General features: G+C 68.0%; 17 protein-coding genes. 10 read left to right on the top strand and 7 right to left on the bottom strand.

The features are described 5' to 3' along the window. Positions 1 to 57 precede the first annotated feature (57 nt). Positions 58 to 1593, top strand: coding sequence for a peroxidase family protein (locus ACLQ3I_RS09630; RefSeq protein ID WP_425801525.1), 1536 nt, complete (start codon positions 58 to 60; stop codon positions 1591 to 1593). Positions 1594 to 1599: 6 nt separating this feature from the next. On the opposite strand, the gene ACLQ3I_RS09625 is transcribed toward ACLQ3I_RS09630, so the two are convergent. Next, positions 1600 to 2619, bottom strand: coding sequence for a polyprenyl synthetase family protein (locus ACLQ3I_RS09625; protein ID WP_425792676.1), 1020 nt, complete (start codon positions 2617 to 2619; stop codon positions 1600 to 1602). 102 nt (positions 2620 to 2721) lie between these two features. Between ACLQ3I_RS09625 and ACLQ3I_RS09620 the strand changes: the two genes are divergently transcribed. Together ACLQ3I_RS09620 and ACLQ3I_RS09615 are read left to right on the top strand one after the other, a co-directional pair. Beyond that, a complete protein-coding gene (locus ACLQ3I_RS09620; RefSeq protein WP_425792675.1) occupies positions 2722 to 3996 on the top strand; it encodes a geranylgeranyl reductase family protein in 1275 nt (424 codons plus the stop codon). Between the two features lie 26 nt (positions 3997 to 4022). After that, a complete protein-coding gene (locus ACLQ3I_RS09615) occupies positions 4023 to 4994 on the top strand; it encodes an oxygenase MpaB family protein (RefSeq protein ID WP_425801522.1) in 972 nt (323 codons plus the stop codon). Between the two features lie 202 nt (positions 4995 to 5196). On the opposite strand, the gene ACLQ3I_RS09610 is transcribed toward ACLQ3I_RS09615, so the two are convergent. Together ACLQ3I_RS09610 and ACLQ3I_RS09605 are read right to left on the bottom strand one after the other, a co-directional pair. After that, positions 5197 to 5895 carry a demethylmenaquinone methyltransferase gene (locus ACLQ3I_RS09610; RefSeq protein WP_425801520.1) on the bottom strand — a complete coding sequence of 233 codons (699 nt, stop codon included), beginning with the start codon at positions 5893 to 5895 and terminating at the stop codon, positions 5197 to 5199. A 130-nt stretch (positions 5896 to 6025) separates the two neighbouring features. Further along, positions 6026 to 7168 carry a glycosyltransferase family 4 protein gene (locus ACLQ3I_RS09605; protein WP_425801517.1) on the bottom strand — a complete coding sequence of 381 codons (1143 nt, stop codon included), beginning with the start codon at positions 7166 to 7168 and terminating at the stop codon, positions 6026 to 6028. Between the two features lie 113 nt (positions 7169 to 7281). Here ACLQ3I_RS09605 and ACLQ3I_RS09600 point away from each other — a divergent pair, with 113 nt between their 5' ends. Further along, positions 7282 to 7902 carry a Type 1 glutamine amidotransferase-like domain-containing protein gene (locus ACLQ3I_RS09600; RefSeq protein WP_425801514.1) on the top strand — a complete coding sequence of 207 codons (621 nt, stop codon included), beginning with the start codon at positions 7282 to 7284 and terminating at the stop codon, positions 7900 to 7902. Here ACLQ3I_RS09600 and ACLQ3I_RS09595 read toward each other — a convergent pair. Then, entirely contained in the window at positions 7851 to 8372 is a 522-nt protein-coding gene (locus ACLQ3I_RS09595; protein ID WP_425801511.1) for a hypothetical protein, read from the bottom strand. The genes ACLQ3I_RS09600 and ACLQ3I_RS09595 overlap by 52 nt on opposite strands. 91 nt (positions 8373 to 8463) lie before the next feature. Here ACLQ3I_RS09595 and ACLQ3I_RS09590 point away from each other — a divergent pair, with 91 nt between their 5' ends. The 3 genes from ACLQ3I_RS09590 to ACLQ3I_RS09580 are packed head-to-tail and all read left to right on the top strand — an operon-like array spanning position 8464 to position 10487. Further along, positions 8464 to 9705 carry an amidase domain-containing protein gene (locus ACLQ3I_RS09590; protein ID WP_425801509.1) on the top strand — a complete coding sequence of 414 codons (1242 nt, stop codon included), beginning with the start codon at positions 8464 to 8466 and terminating at the stop codon, positions 9703 to 9705. Beyond that, positions 9702 to 10112 (top strand): hypothetical protein, encoded by a 411-nt coding sequence (locus ACLQ3I_RS09585; protein ID WP_425801506.1) that lies wholly within the window; start codon positions 9702 to 9704, stop codon positions 10110 to 10112. The genes ACLQ3I_RS09590 and ACLQ3I_RS09585 overlap by 4 nt, the downstream gene beginning before the upstream one ends. A 33-nt stretch (positions 10113 to 10145) precedes the next feature. Then, entirely contained in the window at positions 10146 to 10487 is a 342-nt protein-coding gene (locus tag ACLQ3I_RS09580) for a type VII secretion target (protein WP_425792667.1), read from the top strand. A 38-nt stretch (positions 10488 to 10525) separates the two neighbouring features. On the opposite strand, the gene menD is transcribed toward ACLQ3I_RS09580, so the two are convergent. After that, positions 10526 to 12202 carry a 2-succinyl-5-enolpyruvyl-6-hydroxy-3-cyclohexene-1-carboxylic-acid synthase gene (gene menD / locus ACLQ3I_RS09575; protein ID WP_425801503.1) on the bottom strand — a complete coding sequence of 559 codons (1677 nt, stop codon included), beginning with the start codon at positions 12200 to 12202 and terminating at the stop codon, positions 10526 to 10528. 86 nt (positions 12203 to 12288) lie between these two features. On the opposite strand from menD, the gene ACLQ3I_RS09570 reads away from it, so the two are divergent. From ACLQ3I_RS09570 to ACLQ3I_RS09560, 3 genes are all read left to right on the top strand, one after another. After that, positions 12289 to 12906 (top strand): class I SAM-dependent methyltransferase, encoded by a 618-nt coding sequence (locus tag ACLQ3I_RS09570; RefSeq protein ID WP_425801950.1) that lies wholly within the window; start codon positions 12289 to 12291, stop codon positions 12904 to 12906. Between the two features lie 219 nt (positions 12907 to 13125). Beyond that, positions 13126 to 14223 carry an AbrB family transcriptional regulator gene (locus tag ACLQ3I_RS09565; protein ID WP_425801500.1) on the top strand — a complete coding sequence of 366 codons (1098 nt, stop codon included), beginning with the start codon at positions 13126 to 13128 and terminating at the stop codon, positions 14221 to 14223. 45 nt (positions 14224 to 14268) lie between these two features. Then, positions 14269 to 15552 (top strand): saccharopine dehydrogenase family protein, encoded by a 1284-nt coding sequence (locus tag ACLQ3I_RS09560; protein ID WP_425801497.1) that lies wholly within the window; start codon positions 14269 to 14271, stop codon positions 15550 to 15552. Between the two features lie 60 nt (positions 15553 to 15612). On the opposite strand, the gene ACLQ3I_RS09555 is transcribed toward ACLQ3I_RS09560, so the two are convergent. Both ACLQ3I_RS09555 and ACLQ3I_RS09550 read right to left on the bottom strand, forming a co-directional pair. Next, positions 15613 to 17433, bottom strand: a complete 1821-nt coding sequence (locus tag ACLQ3I_RS09555) for a hypothetical protein (RefSeq protein WP_425801495.1) — start codon at positions 17431 to 17433, stop codon at positions 15613 to 15615. A 136-nt stretch (positions 17434 to 17569) separates the two neighbouring features. Further along, complete coding sequence (locus ACLQ3I_RS09550) at positions 17570 to 18220, bottom strand: PaaI family thioesterase (protein WP_425792661.1); 651 nt, start codon at positions 18218 to 18220, stop codon at positions 17570 to 17572. Positions 18221 to 18285: the final 65 nt, after the last annotated feature.

Below are 18285 nucleotides of genomic sequence, written 5' to 3'. Positions count from 1 at the left end.
TTCTGCCGCCCATAGCGTTGCTGACATCCACTGGACCACCACCGTGAGGACCCGACCATGTTCACGAAATTCAGTCACACCGGGGAGGTGGCCACACAGGACGAACTACTGTTCACCACACCGTTCGGCTACATGTTCCCCGACGCCGCCCACTCGTCGTCGCGGCTGCTGCCCAATTCCCCCGAGACCCTGCCTGCGCTCAAACAGCTCGGCGACGCGATGGCCACCGACGTGGTTGCCAACCCGAACGACTCGGGCATCCCGGCCGTCTTCACCTATTTCGGTCAGTTCATCGACCATGACCTCACCGCCCGCACCGACCGCGACTCGACCATCTCCACGCTCGGGCGCGGTGAACCGGTGAACCCACGCAACCCGGACGAGGTCACCGCGAGTCTGCGCAACGGGCGTCGTCCACAGCTCGACCTCGATAGCGTTTTCGGCGATGGGCCGTCACTGGCCGCAGGCTCCACCACCGAGTCCGATGATCTGTACGACGCCGATCTCAGACTGGTGGTCTTCAACCCCGCAGGCCGTCGGGACGTGCCGCGTGACACGGCGAACCGCAGCGCCCGAATCGCCGACTCGCGAAACGACGAGAATCCCAACATCTCCGCACTGCACTGCGCGTTCCTGTTGTTCTACAACAAGATCTACGACGCACAGGTCGCCGGCACGCCAGCCTGCAAGCACGTCCGGGCACGCCAGCTGACGCGTTGGGCTTACCAATACGTGGTGGTGCAGGATTATCTCGCCAAGGTCTGCGACCTCGCCGTGGTGATCGACACACTCGCCAACGGGCCCCGCTTCTACGGCAACTCGGCCGGTCCCGGCCAGACGTTCATGCCCCTCGAATTCTCCACCGCTGCTTTCCGTTTCGGCCACACGATGATCCGACCACGCTATCAGCTCAACGGAGCCACGCCCGCGCTCGACGTGATGAAGATCCTCGGCCCGTCGCAGGGGCTCAACAACGACCCGACGCAGTCGAATCCGGACTTCTTCGACGACGCCGATCCAGTGAAGTATCAACTCAAACCCAGTGTGACGCTGGACTTCAACTTCTTCACCGGCACCAGCGCGAACGTGCAGTTCGCGCGCAAGGTCGACTCCAACATCGCCGCGGGTCTGGGTGACCTGCCACTGGGCACCCGCCGGGACGATCCGATCCTGGGACACCTGGCCAAGTCGAATCTCGTTCGCGGCTACAGTCTCTCGGTGCCGTCGGCACAGGCCTGTTGCGAAGCGATGGGTGTGAAACCGATGACGCTCAGCGAGATGGCCGACACGATGAACGGCGAAAGCGCAGCGGTCGCACAGATCTTGACCACCACCGCGCTGGGCCAACGCACCCCGCTCTGGTACTACATCCTCCGCGAGGCGGGCGCCCAGGCGGGCGGCGAGCATCTCGGCGAACTCGGCAGTCGCATCGTCTGCGAGACCATCATCGGTTCCCTGAAGTCCGACCCGAACAGCTACCTCAACGCCAACGATCTCGCGGTGACGCCCTCGGGGGTCGACGTCGGCGGAAAGGTGATCGGGACCCTCACCGACCTGATCAACCACTCGGGAGCGGGGCCGGTCGGCCCGTGACCGCCGCTACCCGGTCCGGTCGATCGTGTACCGCACCAACGACGACAATGCCGTGTGCGCGGGCCCCTCGGGCAACTGTGCGAGTTCGGCCTCGGCCTCGTCGGCGTAGGCACGGAGACGGTCGTGCGCGGCAACCATGCCCGACGACGCGTTGAGCACCTCGATGGCATCGGTGACCACCGCGTCGTCGGTCACCGGCCGCGCCGCGCCGGTCTGCGGATCGCAGAGGAGTTCCCGCAGCCGCGTGGCCGCGGCATCGTCGGCGCGCAGCGCATAGAGCACCGGCAGGGTGTGCACGCCCTCGCGCAGATCGGTGCCCGGCGTCTTGCCGGAGTCACCGGTCGCCGAGCTGATGTCGATGATGTCGTCGGAGATCTGGAAGGCGGTGCCGATGATGTCGCCGAGTCGCGACAGCCGCTCGATGCGGTCGGGCGCCGCGTCCGATGCCATCGCGCCGAAGCGTCCGGCCGCCGCGATGAGCGAACCGGTCTTCTCCCACACGACCTGTAGGTAATGATCGATGGGGTCGCCACCCTCGCGGACCCCCACAGTCTCGCGCATCTGGCCGGTGACCAGTTCGGCGAACGTCTCCGCGATGATCCGCACGGCATCCGGACCCAGTGTCGACACCAGCCGCGACGCACGAGCGAACAGAAAGTCGCCGGAGAGGATCGCCACGCTGTTGGTCCACCGCGCATTGGCGCTGGGTGCACCGCGCCGCAACTGCGCCTCGTCCATCACGTCGTCGTGGTACAGGGTCGCCAGATGGATCATCTCGACGACGGTGGCCGAGGTGATCACCTCCGACCCCCCGGGCCGTGTGCCGAATTGCGCGGCCAGGATCGCGAACATCGGGCGGAACCGCTTGCCCCCGGCCTTGGCCAGATGTGTGGCCGCCTCCGTCATGATCTCGTCGCCTGACGACAGTTCTGCCAGTAGCAGGTCCTCGACCTGCGCCAACGATCCCCGCACGGTGTCGGCGAACTCGTCGGTGCCCAGGTCCAGCCCGGCGAATGTGGACTTCACGCGTTCCACCGCTCCATCTCGTCGTCGGTCTCGAGGGCCGCCGGTCACACTCGGGGCCTGCTGCCGAGCGTAGTCGCTGATGCGGGCCGACATACTGGTCGGGTGAGTAGCGACATACCCCCTCCCCCGATACCGCAGCGCGCCGAGGTCCTCGTCGTCGGTGCCGGGCCGGGCGGATCCGCCGCGGCCGCGCACGCCGCGACGGCGGGACACGACGTGGTCCTGCTGGATGCGGCCACCTTCCCCCGCGACAAGACCTGCGGCGACGGACTGACCCCACGTGCGGTCGCCGAACTCGATCACCTCGGCCTCGGCCGCTTTCTCGACGACCGGCCGCGTCTCGACGGACTCGCCCTGCACGGCTGGGGCGCCTCGCAGCAGATCCGATGGCCCTCGGGTCGTTTCCCCACCTTCGGCAGCGCCGTGTCCCGCGTCGAGCTCGACGAGGAGATCCGCGCCCTCGCGGTGGCCCGTGGCGCACAGATGGTCCAGGGAGCGAAGGCCGTCGACGTGACGATGCGCGACGGCCGGATCGCCGAGGTGGTCGTCGACACCTCCGACGGCGCCCGGTCGATCGCGGTGCGCAACGTGATCGTCGCCGACGGCGTGCGATCCGGACTCGGCAAGGCTCTGGGGCGCGAATGGCATCGCGAGACCGCGTACGGGGTGGCCGCGCGCGCCTACGTGAAGTCGGGGCGGGCCGACGACAACTGGATGGGCTCACATCTCGAACTCCGCGGCCCCGACGGCGCGCTCCTGCCCGGCTACGGATGGGTGTTCCCGCTCGGCGGTGCGGGAGACGGCCTGCTCAACGTCGGCGTCGGCGCCCTCGCCACCGCGAAGCGCCCGGCGCACATGGCATTGCGGCCCATCCTCGAGCATTACACCCGCATGGTCGGCGACGAGTGGGCCATCGAGGGCCCACCGCAACGCCTCACGTCGGCACTCCTCCCGATGGGCGGCGCGGTGACCGGTGTCGCCGGCCCCAACTGGATGCTCATCGGCGACGCCGCAGCGTTGGTCAACCCGCTGAACGGCGAGGGCATCGACTACGCGCTGGAGGCCGGGCGCCTCGCCGTCGAACTGCTCGACGAGACCCGCGGCTCCCCCGACCACACCACCCGCTGGCGCGATGTCCTGATCGGCCAGTACGGCCTGGCGTTCTCCGCGGCCCGACGGCTGGCCGGACTGCTGACGGTCCCCCAGGCAGTCCCCACCCTCGGCCGGCCCGGCATGCGGTCGACACACCTGATGTCGATGGTCGTCCGCGTGATGGGCAACCTGATCACCCCCGACGACGCCGATCTGGTCGCGCGCGCATGGCGCACGGCCGGGCGCCTGTCGTCGCAGATCGACGACCGTCCACCGTTCCGATGACACATTTTCGATGATATGTTTCAACGATGAACGCAGCCAGCATTCCGACCCGGGTGAAACATGCCGTGCAGAACCGCGTGTCGTCCCGCTATCGGCTGCGCGGTGAGATCGACGCGGTCGACTCCGCCGACGACCCGGTGGCCATCTCCGCGTTGCTCGCCACCCGCGAGTTCCCGTGGAGCATCACCCAAGCGCTGAGCTTCGCCCTGTTCCGCACCTACGCGGTGCCGTCGATCGGTGAATTGCTCTTCGACACGCAGCAGTTCACCAAGCAGACGCAAAAGCGATACGACGACACCGTGCTGTTGCTCGACGCACCGATCGAGCACGGCTTCGACAGTGCGGCCGGCCGCGCCGGAGTCCGGCGTATCAATCAGATGCACGCGATGTACGACATCTCCAACGACGACATGCTGTACGTGCTCTCAACCTTCGTGGTGTGCCCGGTGCAGTGGGTGAACTCCTACGAGTGGCGGAAGCTGACCGGCCACGAGGTCACCGGGCTCACCAATCACTACCGCATGCTCGGAAAGCACATGGCCATCAAGGACATTCCGGCCACCTACGAGGAGTTCGAGCAGTTCTACGAGGAGTACGAGCGGCGACACTTCACGTTCAGCACGAAGTCGCTGGCGGTGGCCGATTCGACCCTCGATCTCCTCGGCACCTTCCTGCCCTACCGGCTGCTACCGCGGTGGGTGGTGCGTCGGATGTCGTTCGCGCTCATGGACGATCGCCTGCTGACTGCGTTCCACTACCCGAAGCCGACCGCGGCCGAGCGGGCCGTGGTGCGCGGCGGACTGAAGCTACGCGGCCTCGCCATCCGCTTCTTCGCCCGCCCGCGCACCGAACCGCTCTACGGCCGTCAGACCAAGCAGGTCCGCGGCTATCCGCGCGGATATCGGCTCGAGGAACTCGGCACGTTCACCCCGGGCTGCCCGGTGCCGCACCACCAGCACGCCGACAGCAACCCGGATTCCGTCGACAGCACCACATAAACGGCCCACCGACGGTCGAACAGCCACCAACCGCCAGCCGAGCCCGTCACCAACCGCCGGTCGAACAGCCACCAACCGCCAGCCGAGCCCGTCACCAACCGCCGGTCGAGTAGCCACCAACCGCCAGGCGAGCCCGTTACCAGCCGCCGGTCGAGTAGCCGGCGAGGCGCCAGCCGAGCCGGCGTATCGAGACCCCCGCCCCTCAGCGCACCGCCGAATGAATCGCCGCGATCCCCCCGGTCAGGTTCTGCCAGGCGACATCGGAGAACCCCGCCGTCCGGAGCAGCGCCGCCAGATGCGTCTGGTCGGGCCAGGCGCGGATCGATTCGGCGAGATACACATACGCGGCCGGATTGCTCGACACCTTGGTGGCCACCGCCGGCAGCGCCCGCATCAGGTACTCCATGTAGACAGTCCGGAACGCCCGGAACGTCGGTGTCGAGAACTCGCAGATCACCAGGCGCCCACCGGGTTTCAGAACCCGCCGCAACTCGGCCAGCCCTTTCTGCGCATCGTGGACGTTGCGCAGCCCGAACGAGATGGTGGCGGCGTCGAAGGATTCGTCCGCGAACGGCAGGGCGAGCGCGTCGGCTGCCACCTTGGGCACCTCCCGGTGCGCGCCTGCCTTCAGCATCCCCAAGGAGAAGTCGGCGGCGATGCAGTGCGCCCCCGACGTCGCCAGCTCCGCCGTCGACACCGCGGTACCGGCCGCCAGGTCAAGCACGATGTCGCCGGGACGCAGGTCGAGGGCCTTGCGGGTCTTGCGCCGCCAGCCGCGGTCCTGCCCGAACGAAAGCACCGTGTTGGTCCGGTCGTAGCGCTTGGCCACGCCGTCGAACATCGCCGCGACCTCGGCCGGATCCTTGTCGAGCGTTGCGCGGTCCTGCGGCCCGGTTTCCATGTCGACAACGCTACCGGCCGCCGGGCGAGCAACGAGAACCGATATGGATGCAGTCTCAGCGAGAGCTCCCGGCAATAATCTCCTCGACGGCGCACTCACACCGCATCCATATCCCGTCCGCCGACGCAGGTCAGCCGGCGAGCGGCCGAATCGCCAGGTCGCCGCCGATCACCGCGCGATAGTGCGCAAGCAGTTCGTCGCAGATCACCGGCCACGTGCGGGCCCGGACCGCCGACAGCGCGGCTCGACCCATCTCCGCTCGCAGCGCGTCGTCACGCAGCACCGCGACCACCGCAGGCAGCCGCTCGGCATACTCCGACGGGGGCAGCAGATAGCCCGTCCGGCAGTGGCTGACCAGGTCACGGGGTCCACCGGCATCCGGGCCGACGACCGGCAATCCGCTGGCCATCGCCTCCTGGATGGTCTGGCAGAACGTCTCGTGCTCACCAGCGTGCGCGAACACGTCGAAGCTGGCGTACGCCCGCGCGAGGTGTTCACCGCGGAGCTCCCCGGTGAACACCGCCCGCGGCATCAGTGCCTCGAGCCGAGCGCGTTCGGGCCCGTCCCCGACGATGACGAGTTGCACCGACGGATCGTCGGCCACCGAGGCCAGCCGCTCCACATGTTTCTCGGGCGCGAGCCTGCCCACGAAGCCGACGATCAGCCTGCCTCGGCCCCAGTCGGAGCGCAGTCCCGCATCGGCGTTCGCCGGGTCGAACTGATCGAGATCCACTCCCCTGCCCCAGTGGTGCACGCGTGGCACACCCTGCGCGGCAAGCATTCTCATCGTGTCTGTCGAGGGAGCGAGGGTACGGTCGCACATCTCGTGCAACCGCCGCGTATAGCGCCAGGCCAGTCGCGAGGTGATCGCGAGCCCGTAGCTGGCGGCGAATCCCGCGACATCGGTCTGGAACACCGCGACGGACGGCAGATCGAGGCGTCGAGCTGCGGCGGCGCCGGCCGCGCCGACGACGAACGGCGAGGCCAGATGCACGACGTCGGGGTTCATGTCGCGCAAAGTGCGGTACAGGGTCGGCGTCGGCACTCCGATCGGCAACGACGTCACCTTGGGAACCATCACCGACGGCACCAGGTGCACCGGTGTCCGACGGCCGATCAGTCGTGGTGCCGTTTCCTCACCGCGGGGCGTGTCCGGTGCGATCACCAGGGTCTCGTGGCCGGTGCGTTCGAGGTGCTCGACGACCCGCAGGACGGAGTTGACCACTCCGTTGCACTGCGGCAGGAAACTCTCGGCGACGATCGCGACCCGCATGGCTTCATGGTCGCGGAACCCGTTGTCCGGGGCCGCCGAATCCGAATGATCCGGACACGAACAGCCGGTGAACTTCTCGTCCGATCCGTCACCGTCGATGACAAACTGATCGCATGGCCGAACTCCTGCTGTTGAGTCGATGGCTGGGGGCGGTCCCCGCCTTCCTCGCCGCCCACGCGGCGGTCCCGAGCGCACGCATCGGCTTCGTGCCGACGGCATCGTCGATCTATGCCGACCGGGCCTGGGTCGACCTGGATCGCAGCACCCTACGAGAACAGGGGTTCACCACTGTCGAACTCGACATCGAGACGATGCCAACGACCGAGTTGGCCGGCGCACTCGACGACCTCGACGCAGTCTTCGTGTCCGGCGGCAACGTCTTCCACCTGCTGGCGGCGCTGCGTCGGACCGGGTTCGCCGAGATCCTCACCGAGCATGTCGACGCCGGACTCCCCTACCTCGGTGCGAGCGCGGGGGCCTGCGTCGTCGGCCCCGACATCGAGCCCCTCGCCATGCTCGACGACCCGGCCGAGGCCACCGACCTCACCTCGACGACCGGACTCGGCTGGATCGACGAGGTGGTGGTGCCGCACGCCGACGGCATCGTCAGCGGACCGGCACTCGTCGACGCAGTGCGCACCCGGTTCGCCGATCGGTTCGCCTTGCGATTCCTCGACGACGATCAGGCGTTGCTGGTCTCCGGCGTTTCGGTCTCGGTGGTCGCGTCGTCCTGATCCGGGTCGCCGGTGAGGTCTTGGTCGGTGAGGTCTTCCGATGACGAGCGGGACAGCATCCGGCGATTGATCTCGGACAGCGCGATCATCACCGCACCGACGACGAGCCACCCGACCACGGCGATCGACAGCGCCGGAATGATCGCCAGGGTCCAGCTGCGGCCGGCCGGCCGCGCCAGGTCCGGGTTCGTGACGTCGTACTCGACGCTGATCCGCTGACCCTGGGTCAGCTCCGTCGGGTACAGAAGGCCGAGACGAGGGCTGTGGAACTGCCCGTCGGGGGTCTGGAAATTGACCGCGGCGTGCAGCCGATCCGCCGACACCACGTCGGCCATGACCATCGCGCGGTTCTCGTCGATCTGCCGATCATTCCGATGACAGCCTGCGACGAGGACCAGGCCCATCGTCGTGACCACCACGCCGAGTACAAGCAGCACGATCTGCACACGGCGCAGGATGGTCGGGTTCATGAATGACAGGATATGGCCTACGGCGATTCGAGTCGTAAGCTGCTGAGGTAGCGAACCGATTCCTGGGGGGGAAATGGTTACATTTGCCGAGTTGCGAGACGCCCGACCGGCGCTGTGGGAAACCGCTGCGGACGACATCCTGAACGTCAGCAAGCAGGCCGAACGCACCGCCGACAACATCCACGCCAACGGGGTCGCACCACTGAAGGACGATTGGCCCGACCACACGGGCGCCCAGGCACGCGGAACGCTCACACAATGCGCCAATCGGATGACAAATGCAGGCGTCCTGGCGCGAGGCGTCTCGACCGCACTCGACACACTCGAAGATGCGATCGGCATCGCGCAGCGCATGCTCACGGCAGCGACAACCTTCGCCACGTCGCGCAGCCTGACAGTGGACGGCAGCGGCAGGGTGTCGATATCGCCTGACGCATCAGTCGACGACCCCCTTGGCATCGCACTGTCCCTCGCCGAAGCCCAATCCATGATCGACGACGCCATCGAGGCCGCGTCCCAGGCCGACCAATCCTGTGTCGATGCAATCGCCGCCTGCGCGGTCGACCCGGATTCGGTGTCGACCGACGAGGCACGTACCCGTCAGAGCACAGCGGTGCAGGCTGCCCTGCAGGAGATGCGAAACCTTCTTCCCGACGGACAGTCGCCGGCCGCAGTGCGGGCCTGGTGGGACGGCTTGACCGCGGAGCAGCAGATGCAGTTGAGGCGAGCTGTTCCCGTCGAGTTGCACGATCTCGACGGCGTCCCCGACGACATCAAACAACGACTCACCGATACCGGCCACGGATACAACCCTGTCGAGACCGTACGGTGGGCGATCGCGAATGCACAGAACGAGGACATTGACGTCTTTGGAAACAACTGTGCGAACTTCGCATCGCGATCCCTCGAGGCCGGCGGCCTCGACGAGAAGATGGACGCCTGGGCCGGCAGCCTCGACAGCCGCAATTGGGGCAGGTCCCCCGCGGGCGAAGACGATCTGATCCCCGGGATCGAGGGAAAGACCCACACGAAATCGTGGTACAACTCCGACGCCCAGCGTGAGTTCTTCCTCACCAACGGTGGCCACGAAGTCCCTTCGAACCAGGCGATGCCGGGCGACGTCGTCTACTTCAACTATGCTCAGCCGCACCCGTCCGGGGACGTCAGCCACCACACCGCTGTGGTCACCGGCGTACTGCCCGACGGCCAGGTCCTCTATACACAGCACACACCTGGAGCGGCCAACTTGAGTGTGCAGGACCGACTTCCGATGATCGAACAGAACGAGGGACAACAATCGATCACCATCGTGCGACCATCGGAGATCTGGTGAGCGGATCCGAGATGCGAGCCACCCGCAACCCGAGCTGGATAGCGGCGAGTATCGGGCTGGTGACGCTCGTCGTCGCTTCCGCCTGCCCGGTGATTCTCCAGCTGCGCCGCGACGATTGGGTCCGCGACGCGATACGCACTCAGTGCCGGGACCTCGCCGCGCTTCCGCCGGCCGCGGTTTTCGGAGGCCTCCAGATCACCTTCGCCCTCATCGCTGCTGCCGCCTTCGCCATGTCCTGGCGCCGGGTTCGGACCGACGGCGGCCGAAGCCGGCTGGTCCCGATTCTCGCCGTGCTCGTCTTCGTCGGCGTGGCGGTTGCGATATACGGCGCGCTCATCGTCATCGACGCACCGACGTCGCCGTATTCGGGCGTCGACGGTAGCGGACTGCCCTGCGGCAGTGGCTGAGCCTGTGAAAGAACCAAACGAAAGTGGTCTGTGATGAGCGACAGGATCACCATCGACCCGGGCGCGGTCCGGAACGCCGGAGCTGCCATCGACGCCGAGGCCGGCGAGGCAACGGCCGCACTGACAGCTCTGTTCGATTCGGCTCACCCTGCCGCAGAGGGGAACGTGGGATTCGCCACCGGCGCCAAACTCATCGCTTTCGCGGACGACCTCAGATCGGAGCTGGACGCCACGATCAGCGAATTGTCGACAACAGCCCACAAGATCGCGAACGGTGCAACACAGCTCGAGCGAACGGATGCGGATACGGCGGAAGGAATCAGCCGGATCGCCACCGCCCTCAGCGGTCTTGGCAACGACCCGCTGGCAGGTTAGCCGCGGCGCGAGGGTCGGCGTAGAGGCGCCGCTCCCCCCTACGCCAGCCGCGCCGCGATCGCCGCGTGCACGTCGCGCAACGCCGCACGATCGGTGCTCACCTCGACCACCTCGACGCCACCCGCCGGCGCCGGTTCACCCAGCACCGACGACAGCTCGCCCAGCCCGACCCGACGATGCGGGATGTGGAAACCGGCGCACAGCGACGCGAGGTCGGCGCGGTGCGGCGTGCCGAAGATCCGTTCGTAGGCACCCGCGTAGGGACCGCTGTTGAATCGCGGATCGCCCTGCTCCAGCAATCCGAAGATGCCGCCGCCGTCGTCGTTGGCCACGACGATCCGCAACGACGACGGGCGTGGCTCACCCGGCCCCACCACCAGCCCGGTGACGTCATGGATGAAGGTCAGATCGCCCATCAGGGCAATGGTGTGCGCTCCGGGATCGGACCTGTCCAAAGCCAACGCCGCGCCGATCACCGTCGAGTTGGTGCCGTCGATCCCCGCGACGCCGCGGTTGGAGAGCACCCGCACCCCCTCGGTGACCCGCCCGGCCAGCGCGACGTCGCGGATCGGGTTGCTCGCCCCGACCACCAGCTGGTCGCCGGGTCGCATGGCGGCACTGACGACCCGCGCGACGTGGAGTCCGGTGGCGGCATCCGGATCGTCGAGCAGCAGGCTGTCCAACTCGGCATCCACCGCGCCGAGAACCCGCTGCTGGGCGGCCGCGCATTCCTTGAGCCACTCCTCGCGAGCCTCCCCGATCGGTTCGACGCGCGTGCCGGTGGCGTACACGTTGCCGGACACATCCGGCCAGCGCGGACCGGTGGTGAGCGCATAGACGCGCACCTCGGGGTCGGCCAGCAGTTGCGAGACGCCCCGGTGGAGCGTGGGACGCCCGCAGATGATCGCCTGCTGGGGCCGCAACGATCCGAGCGCCAGCGGATGCAGCGGCGTATGCGCTTGCGGCGCAGTCGGTTCCGCCACCGTCGGGATACCAGCGAGCGCGGGATGAATCCCCGCCCCGTGACCCGAGATGACGACGGTGTCGAGCGACAGGTCGATGGGGATCGGCACGTCGAGCTTGCCGACCGGGGCCTGCGTCCACGGGAGTCCGTCGGGGCGGCCGGCGAAGCTCCCGAGATCATCGTCGGGGCCGGTGCTCGCATCGGGCACCAGCGGCTCCCGCAACGGGATGTCGAATTGGACGGGACCGGCGTTGCCGCTCCGGGCACCGCGGGCGGCCGCCAGCACACGTCCGACTGCCGACCGCCACTGACTGTTGGTGTCGAGGTCCTGCTCGGCCAGGCCGAGGCTGATCGTCGCGCGCACCTGGGTGCCGAAGATGCCGAACTGTTCGACGGTCTGATTGGCTCCCGATCCCAGGAGCTCGTAGGGCCGGTTCGCGCTCACCACCACCAACGGCACCCGGGCATAGTTGGCCTCGAACACCGCCGGGCTCATGTTCGCGACCGCGGTACCGCTGGTCATCACGATCGGTACCGGCTGCCGCGACGACACCGCCAGCCCGAGGGCGAGGTAGCCCGCCGACCGCTCGTCGATCCGCACGTGCAGCCGCAGCCGGCCGGCCGCGTCGGCCGCATGCAGCGCGAACGCCAGGGGCGCGTTGCGCGAGCCCGGGCACAGGACCGCCTCGGTCACGCCGCCTCGGATCATCTCGTCGACGATGACCCGGGCCTGCAGAGTCGAGGGATTCATTCCATCAGCGTAGGACTGCGCCCGGGTGTCATCCGAACAGCCTGACGACAGTGGTGCTCGTCACAGCGCTGCGGCAAGATCGGTGCATGGGCTTCTACGACGACCGCATCCTTCCGCACCTGATCAACCTGACCTGCGGAATGTCGGCGCTGACGCCGTTGCGGCGGCGCACCTGCGAAGGGCTGTCCGGTGAGGTCGTCGAATTGGGATTCGGCTCCGGCCTCAACGTCGACGTGTACCCCGACACGGTGACCCGCGTGTCCGCGATCGAACCCTCCGACGGCGGGTGGCGCATCGGCGCCGACCGCGTCGCGTCATCCCGCGTCCCCATCGAGCGAGCCGGTCTCGACGGCCAGCGCCTCCCCTTCGACGACGACACCTTCGACGCCGCGCTCACCACGTTCACGATGTGCACCATCCCCGATCTGCCCGCCGCGCTGTCGGAGGTCGCGCGGGTGGTGAAGAGCGGCGGCACACTGCACTTTCTCGAGCACGGCAGCGCGCCCGACGCCGCGGTGCGCCGATGGCAGCACCGCCTGGAACCGATCCAGCGCCGGGTGGCCGGTGGCTGCCACCTGACCCGCGACATCCCCGGGGTACTCGCCGACGCGGGCCTCACCGTCACGGCGATCGACCGCTTCTATCAGCCGGGCACCCCGAAGTCGTTCGCCGCGATGAATCTCGGGGTCGCGCGGGTCGCGTGATCTCGATTCACCTGCTCGCTACGCTCGCGGGCTACTCGATCAACGGATGACCCGTCCCGCCGGTTGAGCAACGACTGACCCGTCCCGCCAGCCCGCTTGAACAACGACTGACCCGTCCCGCCCGTTGAGCAACGACGCGCGAGCGTAGCGAGCTCGTCGTGTATCGAAACCGAGTCCGAGACCCAGGCCACACCCACCCCACCACCTACTCTCGACCGAGTGCGTCGCTGGTTCATGTTGGCCCTCCTCACCGCGATCGCGACCTACCTTCTCGAACTCCTCGAAGTGGACGCGGCCGCGCTGTTCGCCGGCCTCGTCGTGGCGGGCGCACTGGCCATCGCGGGTTTCGCCCCACGACGAAGGTCCGCACCGCGTGAGGCTGACGACGCCGACCCCGCCGACGACTCCGCCCCACCCGCGATACCGCGACCGGCGATGCTCGCCGCGCAGGGCGTGCTCGGCGTCTACATCGGCACCATGGCCGATCCCGAGACCCTCTCCGGGCTCGGGTCGTCGTGGATCCCGGTGCTCGCCATCGGTCTGGGCACGCTGGCGCTCTCGGTGATCGGCGGCGCACTGCTCGGACTGCATCGTCTGGTCGACCCGTTGACCGGGTCTCTGGCCCTGGTGGCCGGCGGCGCGTCCGGCCTCGTCGCGCTGACCAGGGAGCTCGGCGGTGATGAACGCATGGTCGCGGTGATCCAATACCTGCGGGTCGCGCTGGTCACCATCACGATCCCGCTGGTGGCCTCGGTGGTCTTCGATGCGCAGTCGTCGAACGCCACGGTCCCGTCCCCGAGCGGCGGCGACCAGGCCTGGGGACTCCTGCTGCTCGCGGTCGGCCTCGGTATCGGCATCCCGGTCGGGCGCCTCATCCACCTGCCCGCGGCCGGACTCCTCGGCCCGATGGCCGTGGCCACCATCGCCGAACTGACCGGCTTGGCCGGCGACGCCGCGGTGTCCACGATTCTGCTGACCGTGGCCTACGCGGTGATCGGATGGCAGGCCGGCCTCGGATTCACGATGGACCGTCTGCGGGCCATCGGCCGTGTCCTGCCGGCCGCGCTCGTGCTGATCCTGGCGATCGGTGTGGGCTGCGCACTGCTCGGGGTGTTGCTGTCGGCGTGGACCGGCGAATCGATGTTCGACTGCTACCTCGCCACGACCCCCGGTGGCATCTACGCCGTGCTCGCCGCCGCAACCGCGGCCGGGTCGAATGTCGCATTCGTCGTCGCTGCGCAGATCCTGCGCGTGTTGCTGATGCTGTTCGTGGCGCCGTTCGCAGCCCGTGCCGCTGCCCGTCGGTTGGTGCGCTGACCGGCGACCTCGACCGGGTACCGGCACCTGACTAGAGTCGGGGGCATGAACGGGGACGCCAGCTCACCAGCACCAGGATCGAATGCCCGCGAGTTCGATGTCGTCGTATTCGGTGTCACCGGGTTCGTCGGCGAACTGACCGCCCGATACCTCGCCGAGCACGCGCCGACCGGCACCAAGGTCGCGTTGGCGGGACGGTCGGAGACCAAGCTGGCCGCCACCCGCAAACGGCTGCCGGCCCGCGCGCACGATTGGCCACTGATCGTCGCCGACTCGTCGTCGCCCGCATCGCTCGACGCGATGGTCGCCCGCACCCGCGTCATCTGCACCACCGTCGGACCCTACCTCCGCTACGGCGAGGCACTCGTGGTCGCGGCGGCGAGCGCCGGCACCGACTACGTCGACCTCACCGGTGAGGCTCCCTTCGTCCACTTCTCCATCAACAAGGCGCACGAGACCGCGGTCGCGACCGGCGCACGGATCGTCCATTCCTGCGGGTTCGACTCCGTTCCGTCCGACCTCGGCGCCTACCTGTTGTACAAGAAGATCGCCGACGACAACGCGGGCGAACTCACCGACACGACCTTTGTGGTCAAGTCGTTCAAGGGCGGCATCTCCGGCGGCACCTTCGACTCGGTGCGGGTCATCGCCGAGCAGTCGCGCGACGCCGAGACGCGGAGATTGCTGCTCAATCCCCATTCGCTGTCCGGTGAACCCGGCAACACACCCCGGGTCTCGATGTCGTCGGAGCCCAGCGACATGACGATGATCAGCGCCAAGAAGGTCGATCCGTCGATGCGCGGCACGTTGGCACCGTTCTTCATGGCGGCGTCCAACACCCGGATCGTGCGACGGACCGACGCCCTGCTCGACAACGCATACGGCAAGGACTTCCGGTATGCGGAGACGATGTCGGTCGGGCAGGTCCCCGGGGTGTCCACGCTCATCGCCGGCGTCGTCGCGGTGGGCACGGGCGTCTTCCTCGGTGCGATGAGCTTCGGCCCGACCCGCAAGCTCCTCGACCGCCTGCTCCCCAAGCCGGGCGAAGGACCGAGCGAAAAGGTCCGGGAGAAGGGGTCTTTCGTCACCGAGACCTACACCACCACGACCACCGGCCGCCGCTACCGCTCGCAGATGCGCATGAAGGGCGATCCGGGTTACAAGGCGACCGCGATCATGCTCGGCGAGAGCGCGCTGACGCTGGCCCTCGAACGCGATCGCCTCTCGAGCCTGACCGGCGTGCTGACCCCGGCCGCGGCCATGGGCGACGTCCTCGCCAACCGCCTGCGCGCCGCCGGCGCCACCCTCGACGCCGTCGAGCTCACCTGACCCTCGCCGACGGCAACCGGCATCTCGCCGACGGCAACGTCTTTCGCGCCGACGGCAACGTCAGGCGACGACCGCCACACCCTCGACCGGCTTCACCGCGTCCACGGTCCGCCGCGTGATCGACGGAATCCCGTCCCCGGGCAGCGTGTCGGTCTCGGTGACGGCCGGGCCGGTGGTGGTGCCCTGGGCGACCAGCGTGCCGTAGAGCCTGGGCTCCCCTTCGGCATCCCGCTCGCCCTGCACCGAGGTGAGCGCGTACGCCCCCTCGGGAAGGTCGATCCGGTGTGTCCCACCGGCCTCGACGACGTAGAAGTCGGTTTGCGGCAACGTGTTCGACGCCGCGCCCCCGGTGAACACGGTGACCGCGATGTCCTGGTCGCTGTCGTTGTGGATGGTCAGTCCGCCGGTGTCGGTCGTGTAGTAGACGCCGTCCGCGGCCCCGTCGGCGCCGGTCGCGAAGGTCGGCCACAGGATGCCGGTCGCCAGACCATCCGACGGGTCCCAGAACCGGTCGTCCGGATCGGCGACGGGATCTGCGGTGTCGCGGATCGCCCCACCGAACGGGTTGAAGTTGTAGCTCAGCGTCTGATCATCCTGCACGACGACCATGCCGTAGATGATGGCCCGCCCGGCTGAATCACGTTGCCCCTGCATCACATAGCCGGAGATGTCACCGGAGGCGTCGATCGTCGTCGAGCCGCCCGCAGGGACCACGTACACACCGTCACCGTGCGGGACGTTGAACTGATCCACCGCGATGATCGCGACATCCGTCTCGGTCGTGTTGGTGAACGTGATCGTGTCGGCATCGGCGTCGTAGGTGTAGGTGATGCCGTCGTTGTCGACGATCCGGTAGTTGTCACCGATCAGCACCTGGAAGTCCGAGGGATCGAGATACTGGTTCTCCGGATCGATGCCCGACCACACCAGCCGTGCAGTGAGGACCTTGATCGCCTGGGCCAGCAACGAATCGTCGGTGTCGGCGGCCGCGACCCGGTTGCCCGACGACAATTCCGCGACGGTCCGGGTCGGGATGGTGAACCGTTCGCCCGGTCCCAGCAGACCGACGTAATCGGTGCCGTCGTCGCGGCTGCGCCGGCTGAGCACACCGGCCGTCACGAGACTCTGGTTGAGGAAGATCAGGCTGTCACGTCCGGGTCCGTTCACCAGCCGGTAGAAAACGCCAGAGCCGAGCGCCAGGGCAGGCGCCGCGACGGCGGCAGTGGTGCCCGGCTCGCCGACGAACTCGTCGACGGGCGGGGTCGACGACGATGTCTCGGAACCGGGTGCCACTGCCGCGGCGGGGTCGGGCGACGTCCGTTCCACGGAGGGTGACGTGTCCGCGCGGTGGCGTCCTGCCGACGTCGGGTCGGCACGGTGACGACCTGGGTCGTGGATGTCGGCATGATGCCGTCCCGGCCACTGGGATTGCGAAGGCGTTGTCGATGGCGAGGTCGATGGCGAGGTCGACGGCGATGTGGATGTCGGAGCCGAGGTCTCCTCGGCGGGCTGCTGCTCCGACGTCTCGGGCGCTGCGGTGTCGCCCGACGCCGCGTCGTCGGGGGCGCCTTGGTCTGCCGATCCCGCATCGGCCGCAGGCTCGGTCGCCCCGCCGGCCCCACCCGATGACGCCTCCGTGCTCGGGGCGTCGGGTGCCGGGGTCGATTCGCCGGTCTCACCGGTCGAAGGCACGTCATCCGTTTGACCCGCGCCGGCGTCCGCTGCCTCCGATCCGGAGTCCGCATTCGACGGCGACGAGACGCCGGAGTCGGATCCGGTGCCGTCATCCGCGGCGGCGATCGCGGCAGGCGCGGCGATCACCAGGGCGGCAGCAATGCCCGATGTGGCGACGATTCGCCGGGTCCGACTCAGTCTCTGCACCGACGATCTCGTCATTTCAGCCCCTCAGCGTCACGACCGCACCGAATCCCGCGAAATTGTCGCCGGGATGGTCATGAGTTCGATCGCGATTAAGGCCGGCGACGTTACCGATTCCAGAGGTCGCCGCTGGGGATCGCTATTGCTGGCCGGGATTGAGCTTGATGAACAACGCGTCCATCTCGGCGCACAGCCGGTCACCGTCGTGGATGGTGCCCTTGATGAACACCTTCCGGCCGTCGACCTTCTCGGCCCAGGTCCGGCATTGCAGAGGCGTGTTCAACGGGGTGATCGATCGGTACTGCACGGTGAGATAGGCAGTCCGGCTGACGCCTTCGATCGCCACCGCCGATGCATATCCGCCGAGATCGTCGAACGCCACCGCAACCTGACCACCGTGCGCGGCGTTGTTGCCCCCGAGGTGGAAATCGCGGAAGGTCACGGTCGCAAAGACCCCGTCGTCGTTCACGTCGGTGACCTCGAACGGCGGAAGGGTGATGTTGCCGCGGGCGGGCAGGTCGATGCGCGTTCCGGCAGGTGAATGCCACTCGTCGATCCGAACGGCCGCAAGCTTCTCGTTGACGGCGGCGAGCTGATCGATCAGTTCGTCGGTCAGCTCGGGCGTCGGGCAGGCGTAGCGCGCGCGGTCCATGAGAGTGCGGACCTGCTCGCTGAACTCCCCGTACCGCGGGCCGCCTCGTTCGGTTGTGATGGCCGTGTGCGCGCGGAAGCCGCCCTCGTGGGGATCCTCGATCTCGGTGGTATCGGGACTGACGGCACCATCACTCATGGATCAACCGTATAGAACGGACAAAATGCGGTCGCGACCGACTGTTGCGTTGCTGCACACATCCG

Source organism: Gordonia sp. DT101, assembly GCF_049844895.1.
In the GTDB taxonomy this organism is placed as follows: domain Bacteria; phylum Actinomycetota; class Actinomycetes; order Mycobacteriales; family Mycobacteriaceae; genus Gordonia.
This window is presented reverse-complemented; position numbering and strand designations above follow the sequence as displayed.